Origin of the sequence: Microbacterium kribbense, assembly GCF_039537285.1 — a bacterium.
Classification (GTDB): domain Bacteria; phylum Actinomycetota; class Actinomycetes; order Actinomycetales; family Microbacteriaceae; genus Microbacterium; species Microbacterium kribbense.
In genome coordinates, this window is record NZ_BAABAF010000001.1 from 78,543 (window position 1) to 91,163 (window position 12,621).

Consider the following 12,621-nt stretch of genomic DNA (forward strand, 5'->3'; position numbering starts at 1 on the left):
CCTCATATCGCGTCCTGCTCATCGACGCACCGCAGCGCGCCCGCCGCCGTCACCCGCGCCGCCACCGCCGCCGCGGTGGCCACGGCCAGCGCCGCGACCACCAGGAAACCGGCGACGACGGCCCACGGCAACCATCCGGCCACGATGATCTCGGGCTGCGCGGTCCCGCCGACGAACCGGGTCAGGTCCACCGCCGACAGCAGCAGCGGCGGCAGCACGAACCCGGCGACGATCCCGACCGGCAGCGCCAGCAGCAGCGGCGGCCCCACTTCCCATCCGACCAGCGGCAGGATGCGCCCGCGCGGATAGCCCATCGCCGTCAGCAGCCCGAGCACGCGACCGCGTTCGGGCGCGCCGCGCAGCAGTGTCATGGCCGCCGTCATCACGAGCAGCACGATGACGGCTGCCAGCGCCGCCCACAGCGCGAGCCGCACCGTCTGCAGTGCGGGGTCGGCCGAGATGTGCGCAGCCACCTGCGCCGGGATCACGGCGGCGGCGCCGGTGCCGAGCACCGCTGTCGCCCGAGCCGCCACTGCGGCCGGTTCGGCATCCGGGTCCAGTGCCACCAGCAGCGTGTGCACCGTCGTGGCCGGGCCCACCAGGCGCGCCGCGTCGGCGCGGTCGACGACGATCCATCGGGCGGTCGCGGCGAACGGCGGCGACGGCGCCGAGGCGACCAGGTGCACCGCGATGCCGTGGATCTGCAGGTCGCCCTCGCCGACGGCTTCGGCCACGACATCCGAAGCCACCGCCTGGACCTCATCGGCGGCTCCGGTGCCGAAGCCCGCGGGCAGTGCCAGCGCGTCGGGCACGCCGTGCTGCACGGCGGCCAGTTCGCCGGGGTCGACGGCCAGGATCGTCACGGTCAGCCACTTCGCGGTGGCGCGCGCCGGCAGCTGCACGTCGGCGTACACCGGCGCGACCGTCTGCACTCCCGCCAGGTCCCGCACCGCGGCGACGGCGTCGGCCCCGATCTGCGGGGCGGTCAGTCGCAGCTCGGCACCCGTCTGGCCCAGTGCGCTCGACTGGATGCCGCCGGCCACGGTCGCTGCCGAGACGCCTGCCAGCAGCGCCGTGGCCACGCACACCAGCGAGGCCAGCACTGAGATGATCGGCAGCGTGCGGCCCCGGCGGGCACGCGCCGGGCCGAGCACCGCCATCACACCGCGACCGCGCTGCAGCAGCCGTTCGAGCAGTCCGATCGTCGGCGCGACCAGCCGCAGCACGACCACGCAGCAGATCGCGAAGACGGCCACCGGCGCCGCCAGCAGCACCGGGCCGGTCGGGTCGGGCGGGGACTGCGTGACGGCGGCGACGAGGACCGCACCGGCGGCGAGCACGACGCCGGCCTCGATGAACAGGCGCCGACGCCGGGTGGGCGCATCGGCGATGCCCAGGTCGATGCGGGCGGTGCGCCGCGCCGACAGCTGCGCCATCAGCGGGACGGCCGCTGCGGGGGCGAGAGCGGCCAGCACCGGCACGACGAGTGCGGGCGCACCGGCCCAGCCGGCCATCGCAGCCGCGATGATCGCGCCGGCGGCCGCGCCGATGCCGCCGAGGGCGAGTCCTTCGCCGGCCAGCAGCGCCGACAGCAGTGCGGTCGACGCGCCGCGGGCGCGGGCCAGGCGCACCGTCGTGATCCGGCGGGATGCCAGCATCCGCCCCGTCATCGCGACGGCGGCGATCGCGACCGTCAGCGGGCCGATCAGCGCGAGCGTGACGATGGCCGCCATCGCGTCGCCGCGTGCGGCGCCGGCGTCCAGCAGCTGCGGCGCCGCGCTGCGGAAGCTCAGCTGCGGCGCGTACCAGCTGCCCACCCGCATGCCGAAGGCCAGGGGCGTGGCGGCGAAGCCGCGCAGCTGGGCGGCCAGGTCGGCGGCGTGTGCGCCGTCGACGCGATCGGCCTGCAGCGGCATCCACGCGTTCGTGCGCGCGTCGGTGAGCCACGGATCGATGTCGGGCAGCAGCTGCGGGGCGGCGTAGGCCCGCGCCAGGTGGATCGGACTGCCCAGACCGATCTGCTCGATGTCGGGATGCACGCCGGTGCGCTGGTGCTGCCAAGCCGGGTCCGCGGTGTCGCGGGCCTGATAGATGCCGGACAGCTCGACGTCCATCGGCTGGGACGGATACTTGATCGTGCGCCGCTGACCCACCGGCCAGTCGAGGGCCTTGGCCGCCTCGTCTGACAGCACGATCTGCACCAGGTGCACGGGCGCGTCGACACTGCGCTGCGGCAGCGCGCCGGCGACGATGCGGAGGCGGGACGCGAATCCCGGGTCGAGAGTGAGCTCGACCCGATTCGACGGACTCGGCACCCCACCCGGCACGATCGCCGCCGCACCGTCGAACGTGACCTGCACCTGCGGATCACCGAGCACCCCGCGCAGCGGCTGCGGCAGCCGGTCGTGGATGGCCCGCAGCGCCGTGGCCGCACCACCCCAGGTCGTGGACAGGTCGCCGAGGCCGGCGGCGTTCGACCCGCCGCCGCTGTCGGGGGCGCCGCGCACCTCGGTGGCAGGGTCGAGCGCGTCGGAGCGCAGCGCCGTCAGCGCCTGCTGCACGGTGGCGGTGCGCGCGTCCTGCAGCAGTGCCGGCAGCGCCGCGCCGGCGAATGCCACCAGCGCGACCAGCACGACCACGACGGTCGAGACGACCGGTGCCGTGACCGCAGCGCGCAGCGCGACCCAGATGCCGCCGGCGCCCCGGCCGCTCACGACACTCCCCCGAACGCGACCGCCGACAGCAGCGCCGGCCCGAGCCAGGCCGCGATGGCGAGGCCCGCGGCGACACCGGCCGCCACCGCGAACACGCCGGCGCCGCCCAGCTCGAGCGCCGTGGCCGCGCGCATCCGCGCCGGCGTGAAGCCGAAGGCGCGCAGCGGCACGGCCTCGTCGCGCCGCGCGCGCACGACCTGCAGCGCGACCGCGATGAAGGCCAGGACCGCCAGCACCGCGACGACGCCCGCGCCGCCGACGGTCAGCGCGAGCACCGGCGTGATCACTGCGGCGGTGCCCACGGACGCGACCGAGAGCACCCGCACCGGCTGGGTGGCGACCTCGCGCAGACGCGCGGAGGCGGCGGGGATGTCGGTCGTGTCCGCCCATAGCTCACCGGCGGCGGGCACCGACCCGCCTCCGTCGGCCGCGGCCGCGACGAACTCGCCGAGGTCGACGGCGACACCGGGGCCGGTGCCGACGCCGGGCAGCCGGTCGCGCACCGCGACGACATCGGCGCGCAGCGGGTGGGCGCGGGTGCCGAGGCGGACCGCGACCGCGGCATCCGGCGCCACCGCGAGCTGCTCGGCGAGCGCACGCGTGATCACGACCGGCACGGTGCCGGACCCGCCCGTCACGGTCATGGCCCGGGCGCGGGTCGTGCGGGGTCCGATCGACAGCGGCATCCGCGCCCCGTCGCTGCCGACGACGACTTGTGCACTGACCGGGGCGGGTGCCGCCGGCACGCTCAGGTCGACGGCGATCAGCGACAGCCCGGCCGGCACGCGGGCCTGCAGGCGGTGCTCCTGGCCGTCCGCGCCGACGACGCCGATCTGCTGTGTGCGGGCGGCGCCGTCGCCGTCGACCAGCCAGGCCGACACGGTGACGGTTCCGCCCGGCCAGCCGCCGCCGCCTTCCCGCACCGCGGTCACGGTCAGATCGAGGGTGCCGTCGAGCGGGTGCGGGTGCGCCGGCTCGAGATCTGCCGCAGGCACTCCGACCTGCGGGCCCAGGCGTTCGGCGGGCAGTCCGATCAGGCGCACCGGCACGCTGCCCACGGTGGCGTCCGATGCGAAGACGGGGTAGGCACCCAGCCCCGGCACCGACTCGGCCGACAGCGAGGGGTGCTCGGCATCGGCGATCAACGATCGGTCGTAGACCGCGCGGACGTCGGCGCCCAGGGTGCGCGTGGCGCCGGCAGAGACCATCGCGGCGGCGCGCGCGGACGTCGACACGGCGAACGCGACGCCGCCGGCGGCCAGGCTCAGGCTCAGCACCCCGGCGACCACGACCGCCGCCTGACGCGCGATGCGGCGCAGCGCGAGCACCGGGACCAGGGAGCGGATGCCGCGCACCAGCCGCTGTGCGATCGCGGCGCCGGGCGCCGCCAGCAGCGCGGCCGCCAGAGCCGCCGCGATGAGGGCGAGTGCGGGGGCCGCGGCCGGCGCGGCATCCACCGCCCCGGCCCCGTGCACCAGCCCCGACGCGAGCAGCTGCGCCACCGCGATCACCGCCAGCACGAGAGTCAGCGCGAGTCCGCCGGCGACCGCCGCAAGGCTGCGCGTGCCGACGTCGCCGCGGGCACGCGGGGAGGCGAGGGACGTCGCGGCGGCGACCGCCGCGACGAGCACGAGGGCGCCGGCGGCGACGACGACGGGGATGCCGATCGCGGCGGCGGGCCCTGCTCCTGCGGCCGCGGCCGCTCCGGCCGCGAGGGCGGCGGCGACCGCCATCACGACTCCCACGACGCGGGCCGTCTCGGCCGCGACGGCAGTGCGCGAGGCGCCGCGGGCGCGCAGCAGCCGGATGTCGGCGGCGCGGCGGCGCCCGGCCGCGTGGCCGAGCACCCCCAGCGTCAGCAGCCCGACGGCGATCACGAGCGCCAGCGGGACGCTGAGCATGCTGCGCGCGACGGCTGCGGCGGCGCCGGCCCGGGCGAGGGTGGCGTCCCAGCCGCCGGTGACCCGGTCGCCGAGGCCCTCGATGCCGTCCAGGCTCGCCTGCAGGCGCACCAGTCCGGCCCGGTAGCCGGAGACCTCGGCGGCGGTCACCGGGCCGGCCGCGCTGATCGTCCACCTCGCCCGGGCGCCGGCGGAGTCCACCAGCCCCGCAGAGCCGATCAGCGGACCGATCGCGTCGTCCTGCCGGCCCGAGGCGACGGCCGGCATCCCGGCCCAGGCGGTGGCCGCGGCATCCTTGGCCCGCCACACCCCGCTGATGGTGGCCCGGTCGTCGCCGATCGCGACGGTGTCGCCGGTGGCCAGGCCCAGGCGTGCGGCGGCCGGCGCGGCGAGCGCGACCTGGTGGTCACCCGCCGGCCAGGCCCCGGACACCAGCGCGGCGCGGGCGGCGATGCCGGCGTCGGAGCGCAGCAGCAGCGTGCGGCCGCCCGTGATGACGGTGGCTCCGGTCGTGCGGACGACGTCGAGGGGCATCCCGTGCCAGGCCTGCCGGATCGCGGCGTCGATGACTGCGCGCTCGGTGGTGTCGGCGGGGCCGTCGACCACGACGCTGCGGTCGATCGGGTCGGCGGCGGCGACCAGCCCGGCGGTGCCGGCGTCGATGAACCGGTCGGCGAGGACCGCGGCGGTGGCCAGGGTTCCGCCGAGGACGGCCGTCACCGCGAGGATCGCCACGAGCTGACCGACGCACCGCACCGCGCGTCGGATGGCGAACAGCATGCAGAATCCTCCGTCGGCTGCGCCCCGCCGTCGGAACGCACCCGTACAGGTTAGTCGGCGCGCGCCGCGGCGCCACTGTCTCAGTCGGCGCGCCAGCAGCCCGCGATGTGATCGTCGACCATGCCGGCCGACTGCATCAGGGCATACATCGTGGTGGGGCCGACGAAGCGGAAGCCGCGCCGGCGCAGCTCGGTGCTCAACGCCGTCGATTCGGCGGTGGATGCCGGTATCTCGGCCGATGCCGTCGGGTGTGGCCGGGACCGGACGGGCGCGAACGACCACATCAAGGCGTCGAACTCGCCGGGCATCTCGGCCACCAGCCGTGCGTTGCCGATCGCGGCGGCGATCTTGCTGCGGTTGCGGATGATGCCGGCATCGGCCATCAGGCGCTCGACGTCGTCATCGCCGAACGCGGCGACCGCGGCCGGATCGAACCCGGCGAACACGTCGCGGAACCGGGGCCGCTTGCGCAGGATCGTGATCCAGCTCAGGCCCGCCTGAAAGCCCTCCAGCGTGAGCTTCTCGAAGAGCGCCCGGTCACCGTGCAGCGGCCGACCCCATTCCTCGTCGTGATAGCGGCAGTATTCGTCGTCCTCGCCCGGCCACGCGCACCGGGTGATGCCGTCGGGGCCGCGGTGCAGATCGCTCATTCCGCCAGGGTAGCGCCGGCGTCGGGCGGCGCCGCGTCGGCGGAAGGAGAGGGGCCGAGGGGCGCGATCCCCATCGGCCCCTCGGCAGGAAGGCGGTCCCGACGACGCCTTCAGGAAGGCCGTCCCGACGGGCCTTCACCCAGGTAGTGTCCGCGGTGGCCGCATTTCGGACATCCGTCCTGCGATCGTTACCGTTTCGTGACCTGACGGGTGCGGCCGGCCGGGCTCACGCCGGCTTCTGCTGCTTGCGCATCGCCTTCTACCATCGATGCCCACGATCCGCTAGCTCAGCAGCCGACCCACTAGTCCGGCAGTCGATGGCCAGCGATGCCACAGGGCGCGATTAAACCCGCCTCTAGGCGTAAAGATCACGGTTCAGATATTGCGTGACACGCCTGCATGTATCAGTGTAGTATGACTCATGGCAATCAGTTGCCATCTGGACTAATTCAAGGAGGAATAAGCATGGCAGAGCCAACGGTCGGTGACATGCCCGCAGTTAACAGCTCAAGGTCATCGAAAATGGGCAGACGAGCTGCACTCAGCGCGTTCTTCGGAAGCACAGTGGAGTACTACGACTTCACGTTGTTCGCCACGGCGTCAGCTTTGATACTGGGCCCCGTGTTCTTCGCCGGACTCGGTCCCGTAGGCGGCCAGCTTGCGGCGTTCGGAACGTTCGGTGTCGCGTACGTCATGCGGCCGTTGGGTGCGATTCTGTTCGGTTGGCTGGGGGACCGAATCGGGCGGGTGCGCACCCTCGTATACACGCTGGTTCTAATGGGCACCGCTACCTTCGCTGTCGGCCTGATCCCTTCCTATGAGACCATCGGCATCGCCGCTCCGATCCTTCTGATCGCGCTGCGCCTTCTACAGGGCCTGTCCGCAGGCGGCGAGCAGGGTGGGTCGAACTCGCTGACGATTGAGCACGCTCCGCAGAAGCGCCGTGGCCTCTATGCAAGCTGGACCATGCAGGGAACGTCATTCGGCACCCTCCTGTCAGCAACCGTGTTCCTCTTCATCGTCCTTCTGCCCCACGATGTGCTCCTCGGGTGGGCCTGGCGAATCCCGTTCTTGGTATCCGCCCCGCTGACCCTCGTGGCTCTCTTCATCCGAGAGTCGGTGGACGAGACGGACGCTTTCCTGATGACCAAGAGGCAGAAGCTGGCACCCAAGGTGCCGCTGGTGGACGTGTTCCGATTCCACTGGCGCAGCGTACTGCGAGTCGTGCTATGCAGCCTGCTAGCCGTGTCGGGCAGCACGGTGTCCGTCTATATGCTCGGCTACGCGGCCAATACGGACAAGATCCCCGTCTCCATGATCCTGATCGCTCTGATTATCTCCGGTGTGGTCGGGCTCATCGCCCAGCCACTGTGGGGAGCCCTGTCGGATCGGATCGGCAGAAGGTGGATCTTTGCCGGCACCATGACCCTCACGGCCATCCTCTGGTTCCCAGCCTTCGCACTGCTGACGGTCGGAAGCCTCATCGCCATCATCATCATCTTCAGCGTCCTCGGTGCGGTCGCCGGTGGTGCTAATGCCGTGGGTGCGTCCATGTACACGGAAATGTTCCCGACACGTGTTCGCTATACCGGCGTCGCGATCGGCACGCAGCTGGGGTTCATCGTCGCTGGGTTCGCTCCCACCATCGAGGAGGCCCTCGCCACCAACGGGCGGGGATGGATCCCCGTGGCAATCTTCGCCGCAGCGTGCTCGATCATCGCCGCCATCTCTGCCATGTCTGGCCGAGAAACGAGTAGCCTCGCGCTGTCTGATATCGACAATGTCCACGCCTGAACGGAATTTGCAGATGCGCACCCGGTTCCTGTCCAAATGCACCAATGACGAAGTGGACGCCTACCTGGACCGCAGCGACGTGCTGTTCGTGGCCGCCGGCGTCACCGAATTGCATGGAGGTCTGCCGTTAGACGCCGAATCAGTCCTGTCTGAGGCAATGGCACTCCAATTAGCCGATAAAACCGACAGCCTCGTCCTACACAACCTGCCATACCTATATGCCGGGGCGACGGCATCCGGTCGCGGCACCACCCAGGTCAGCGTGCGGTCGTCAATCGACTACCTGTACGCGCTGTCCGAGTCTCTGATTCGCCAAGGCTTCCGTCGAATAATATGGACCAGCCTTCACGGGCCCGCTGGTCTATTCATCAGCCCCGTCATCCGCGACATATTTGACACCCACAAGGTACCGATGCTGTACATCGATGCCCTCGAAGCCCTCCTGCACGGCCAAGCGGGCGACATTCTCGGCGGCCACAGCGGTGATGATCCATTCGGGGACCTGACCGTCGCTGCCTATGACATCCTCGGTCGCCTTAATGACGTCCCTCTGACCACGCCCGACACCGAGTATTGGGCGCAGAGGCGGAAACCATCCATCGGCTTCGCCCAAGACCTCGTCGCGACCGCGTTCGGTTCAGGATCCGTCGCCTACTACTTCAATGACCTCACCGACCACATGCGCACCCAGGCCTTACGCACAATCGATGACAGGTCGGCCGCCGCGGCGCGTGGCCGACTGGCGTTCACCGCCCTCATGGATCAAATCCCGATCACGAAACTCATCGATGATCTGAAGGCACTAGACCTATACAACCAGAATGCCATGGATCGCCACCCCTCCGCAGCCGGCCCTCTCGCTTGGCCGGCACGTTCGTGATCCGAATGGTTCCAATCAACTGGGATGCACGGTCGGGTACGGCCGGGCTCACGCCGGCTTCTGCTGTTTGCGCATCGCCTTCTCGCTGATCGGGGCCCGGCCCGATGCCTCCAGCGCGGCGTAGTACTCCCGCGCCTCGTTCTGGCGATCGTTCTCGGCGCCCGAGGCGATCGGGGCCCGGACGTGCTCGGGGGCGAAGCCGAAGGCATCCACCAGATCCTGCGCGTGCGGGCGCAGCCGCCCGCAGAGCCGGTCGATGTAGCGGGTGACCGAGGCCGCGCGCTGCGTCGAGAGCCGGCCGTTGATCAGATACCAGGCCAGGTGCTGCTCGATCAGCCACAGCCCGAACAGGTCGCGCAGCCAGGTGAGCACCTGGCGGGTGCCGTCGTCGGCGACCGTGCGGACGACCTCGGCGAAGGCCTCCCAGTGCAGCAGCTGGCCGTGCGCCCGAGCGGCCTCGATCAGCTCGGACTGGTGCTCGTTGAACAGGGCCGCCGCCTCCGCGGGCTCCAGCTTCGCGGCCGGCCGCAACGCCGTGGCGAGGTCGGTGACCATCTGCTCGACGCGGCCGGCCAGCAGCTCGTGCTGCTGCTCGGCGCGCAGGCCCAGCTCGACCGATCGGGCCGTGGAGCCGAAATCGGCGAACGACTGCCCGAGTCGGCGCAGGCCGGCTCCGTGGAAGATCTTGCCCGCCGCCAGGCCCACGGCATAGCGGGCCAGGGATGCGGCATCCTTGCCGGCGAACTGCTCGGCGTAGTCGCTGAGCAGTCGCTTGCCGACCAGCTGCAGCAGCACCGTGTTGTCGCCCTCGAACGTCGCGTACACGTCCAGGTCGTGATGCAGCCCGACCAGCCGGTTCTCGGCCATGTAGCCGGCGCCCCCGCACGCCTCGCGGCAGACCTGGATGGTCGCCAGCGCATTCCACGTCGACAGCGGTTTGAACGCGGCGGCGAGGGTCTCGAGGTTCTGCCGTTCTTCGGGGGTGTCGTGCTCGCCGCTGAAGACGCCGTCGAACGTGGTCAGCAGCTGGTCGTGCGCGAAGAACTGGGCGTAGGTCTGTGCGAGTCGGGGCAGCAGCCGGTGCTGGTGCGCGCCGTAGTCCAGCAGCACCACTTCGTCGGTGCCGGCGCCCGAGGTGAACTGGCGGCGCTGGTTGCCGTAGGTGATTGCGATGTACTCGGCCAGGGCCGTGCCGGTGGTCGCCGCGCCGTCCAGCGAGACGCGGCCCTGCACGAGCGCGCCGAGCATCGTGAAGAACCGGCGGCCGGTGCTCGGGATGTCGCTGGTGTAGGTGCCGTCGGGTGCCACATCGCCATAGCGGTTCAGCAGGTTCTCGCGCGGGATGCGCACGTGATCGAATGCCAGCCGGCCGTTGTCGATGCCGTTCAGGCCGCCCTTGACGCCGTCGTCCTCACTGGTCACGCCGGGCAGATTCTGGCCGGCCTCGTCGCGGATCGGCACGAAGAAGCAGTGCACGCCGTGGTTGACGCCGCCGGTGATCAGCTGTGCGAACACCGTCGCCGCGCGGCCGTGCAGGGCGGCGTTGCCGAGGAACTCCTTCGTGGCCGCCCGGAAGGGCGTGTGGATGACGAACTCCTCGGTGGCCGCGTCGTACGTTGCGGTCGTGCCGATGGCCGCGACATCCGAGCCGTGCCCCATCTCGGTCATCGCGAACGCGCCGACGACCTTCATGGTGCGCACGTCGTCGAGCCACCTGTCGTGGTGCTTCTTGGTGCCCAGCTGCTCGATGGCCGAGCCGAACAGCCCCCATTGCACGCCGGCCTTGATCTGCATGCTGGGGTCGGACAGCACGAACTCCTGAAAACCGGCGACGTTGCCGCCGTTGTCGTTGTGGCCGCCGTACTCGGGCGCGAACGCCCGGCCCGCGACCCCGCCGTCCACGAGCAGCTGCAGCTGGCCCAGCACCCGCTCGCGCTGCTCGGCCACGGTGTGACCGTCGATCTTCCAGTACGCGGGATCCTTGATCATCTCGCGGACCCGGCGCCGGGTGTCGGCCCAGGTGCCCAGCAGCATGTCGGTCACGTGCGCGACGTCGATGCGGGGCTCGTCGGCCTCGGCCGCCGAGTGCGGTGCGGTCGGCGCGCCGCCGGCCGGCGTGTGCCTGCTGGTTGCGGGTCGCTTGGGGCGGACGACGTCGGCCATGGTTCACCTTTCGCAGAAGTCACCTCGACAGTAGATCTTCGACAACGCAGGTGAAACTCGGTTGGGGTATTGCCACAACCGGGCGGCGGCTTGGGTGACGCCGGGTTTGTGCGCCTCCCACACCGCGGCGCGCCCGTCGGCCGGTCCGGTCGGCCGGGATCACGCCGTGCCGGTCGAGCCGCGCACGATCAGCCGGGTGGGCAGCAGGTCGTCCGATTGCTCGATCTGCACGGCGGTCCCCGGCTCGAGCAGCTCCTGCACGGCACGACGGCCGGCCGTGATGAGGTCGGCATGCACCGTCGTCAGCGGCGGGGTGATCAGCTCGGTGCCGAAGATGTCGTCGAAGCCCGCCACACTGAGCTGGTCGGGCACCACGACACCGCGTGCGGCGGCCTCTTGCATCAGGCCCAGCGCCATCAGGTCGTTGTAGGCGATCACGGCGCTCACCCGTGCCGCGTTCACCCGCCGCAGCGCCTCGCGGCCGCCCTCGATGGTGGGCACGCCGGGACCGATCTCGACGATCGCGATGTCGCGCTGCTCGGCGGCGGCCAGAATGCTCGACCACCGCCGTGCGCTCATCCACGACGAGTCGGGCCCGGCCAGATACGCCACCGAGCGGTGGCCGAGCCCTGCCAGGTGACTCATCAGCGCCTCCACGCCGGCTTCGACGTCGGGCAGCACGCTTTGCACGCCTTCGACGGCGCGGTTGATCAGCACCACCGGTTTGCGTGCGGCCAGCCGACCGATCGCGCCGGCGCCCAGACGGGTCGTGGCCAGCACGAGCCCGTCGACACTCGGCAGCAGCCGCTCGATCGCCTCCGCCTCGTTCTCACCGGACTCCTGCGACTCGGCGATCACGAGCGTGTAGCCCGCGGCGGCGGCCTCGAGCTCGGCGCCGCGCACGATGCCGAAGACGAACGGGTTGGTGATATCGGCCAGCACGAGCCCCAGCATCCGGGTCTTGCCGGTCTGCAGCGCCCGTGCCATCGGGTTGATCCGGAAGTCGAGCCGCTCGGCGGCGGCGTGCACCCGCGCGGCCGTGGCCGCGCTGATCCGGCCCGGCTTGCCCAGCGCCCGCGACACCGTGGACGGGTTCACCTCGGCGAGCTCCGCGATGTCATAGATCGTGGCGGCGCCGCCCCGGGCGCGAATGCGCGCGAGGATCGTCTCGGCGGGGTCGTCCCCCTGCTCGGTCACCGACTGCGTGCCCATGCGATCCGATCCACTGCTTGTTCGACTATCTCGTGCACCGAGTCCGCGACATCCATACTGAAGCCGCGCTCGTCCACGCCCAGAGTCTCGAGCGTAGCCAATTGCGATGCCAGCAGGCTCGCCGGCATGAAGTGGCCGTGCCGGGCCGCCGCCCGCTGTGCGAGCAGCTCACCCGACCCGGTGAGGTGCACGAATACCGTATCGGGTGCGGATGAGCGCAGCCCGTCGCGGTAGGCGCGCTTGAGCGCCGAGCATGCCACCACGATCCCGCCGGCGGCCAGCCGCGTCGCGACGGCATCCAGCCAGGGCGCCCGGTCGGCGTCGTCCAGCGGCATCCCTGCCGCCATCTTGACGACGTTGGCCTGCGGGTGCAGATCGTCGGCATCCACGAACCGGATGCCCAATCGGTCGGCGAGTGCGACGCCCACCGATGACTTCCCGGATGCCGACACCCCCATCACGACGATCGCCGGGCCCGGGCCCTCCCCGGTCATGCGGCATCCCCGACCGGGCCCGTCAGGAGCGGC

General features: G+C 71.6%; 8 protein-coding genes. 2 read left to right on the top strand and 6 right to left on the bottom strand.

The window, feature by feature from the left end:
• Positions 1-2: 2 nt before the first annotated feature.
• The 3 genes from ABD705_RS00310 to ABD705_RS00320 form a co-directional block, all read right to left on the bottom strand.
• Positions 3-2,714 carry an FtsX-like permease family protein gene (locus tag ABD705_RS00310; RefSeq protein ID WP_344779356.1) on the bottom strand — a complete coding sequence of 904 codons (2,712 nt, stop codon included), beginning with the start codon at positions 2,712-2,714 and terminating at the stop codon, positions 3-5.
• Positions 2,711-5,395: an FtsX-like permease family protein gene (locus ABD705_RS00315; RefSeq protein WP_344779358.1), complete on the bottom strand. Its 2,685-nt coding sequence runs from the start codon at positions 5,393-5,395 to the stop codon at positions 2,711-2,713. Before ABD705_RS00315 ends, ABD705_RS00310 begins: the two co-directional genes overlap by 4 nt.
• Before the next feature lie 80 nt (positions 5,396-5,475).
• Positions 5,476-6,045 (bottom strand): DNA-3-methyladenine glycosylase I, encoded by a 570-nt coding sequence (locus ABD705_RS00320; RefSeq protein ID WP_344779360.1) that lies wholly within the window; start codon positions 6,043-6,045, stop codon positions 5,476-5,478.
• Positions 6,046-6,510: 465 nt separating this feature from the next.
• Between ABD705_RS00320 and ABD705_RS00325 the strand changes: the two genes are divergently transcribed.
• Complete coding sequence (locus tag ABD705_RS00325; protein ID WP_344779362.1) at positions 6,511-7,839, top strand: MFS transporter; 1,329 nt, start codon at positions 6,511-6,513, stop codon at positions 7,837-7,839.
• Positions 7,826-8,719: a creatininase family protein gene (locus ABD705_RS00330; protein WP_344779364.1), complete on the top strand. Its 894-nt coding sequence runs from the start codon at positions 7,826-7,828 to the stop codon at positions 8,717-8,719. The genes ABD705_RS00325 and ABD705_RS00330 overlap by 14 nt, the downstream gene beginning before the upstream one ends.
• Before the next feature lie 48 nt (positions 8,720-8,767).
• Here the strand turns inward: ABD705_RS00330 and ABD705_RS00335 are convergent, their stop codons facing one another.
• The 3 genes from ABD705_RS00335 to ABD705_RS00345 form a co-directional block, all read right to left on the bottom strand.
• Positions 8,768-10,882 carry an acyl-CoA dehydrogenase family protein gene (locus tag ABD705_RS00335; RefSeq protein WP_344779366.1) on the bottom strand — a complete coding sequence of 705 codons (2,115 nt, stop codon included), beginning with the start codon at positions 10,880-10,882 and terminating at the stop codon, positions 8,768-8,770.
• Positions 10,883-11,041: 159 nt separating this feature from the next.
• The gene (locus tag ABD705_RS00340) at positions 11,042-12,094 is read right to left on the bottom strand and encodes a LacI family DNA-binding transcriptional regulator (RefSeq protein ID WP_344779368.1); all 1,053 of its coding nucleotides are present in this window, start codon (positions 12,092-12,094) and stop codon (positions 11,042-11,044) included.
• Positions 12,076-12,588, bottom strand: a complete 513-nt coding sequence (locus ABD705_RS00345; RefSeq protein ID WP_344779370.1) for a gluconokinase — start codon at positions 12,586-12,588, stop codon at positions 12,076-12,078. Before ABD705_RS00345 ends, ABD705_RS00340 begins: the two co-directional genes overlap by 19 nt.
• Between the last annotated feature and the right edge of the window lie 33 nt (positions 12,589-12,621).

Excerpts from the sequence above, each read along its gene's own strand:
- ABD705_RS00330 (WP_344779364.1), top strand. The coding sequence starts at position 7,826 with ATGTCCACGCCTGAACGGAATTTGCAGATGCGCACCCGGTTCCTGTCC.
- ABD705_RS00320 (WP_344779360.1), bottom strand. The coding sequence starts at position 6,045 with ATGAGCGATCTGCACCGCGGCCCCGACGGCATCACCCGGTGCGCGTGG.
- ABD705_RS00325 (WP_344779362.1), top strand. The coding sequence starts at position 6,511 with ATGGCAGAGCCAACGGTCGGTGACATGCCCGCAGTTAACAGCTCAAGG.
- ABD705_RS00315 (WP_344779358.1), bottom strand. The coding sequence starts at position 5,395 with ATGCTGTTCGCCATCCGACGCGCGGTGCGGTGCGTCGGTCAGCTCGTG.
- ABD705_RS00335 (WP_344779366.1), bottom strand. The coding sequence starts at position 10,882 with ATGGCCGACGTCGTCCGCCCCAAGCGACCCGCAACCAGCAGGCACACG.
- ABD705_RS00340 (WP_344779368.1), bottom strand. The coding sequence starts at position 12,094 with ATGGGCACGCAGTCGGTGACCGAGCAGGGGGACGACCCCGCCGAGACG.
- ABD705_RS00345 (WP_344779370.1), bottom strand. The coding sequence starts at position 12,588 with ATGACCGGGGAGGGCCCGGGCCCGGCGATCGTCGTGATGGGGGTGTCG.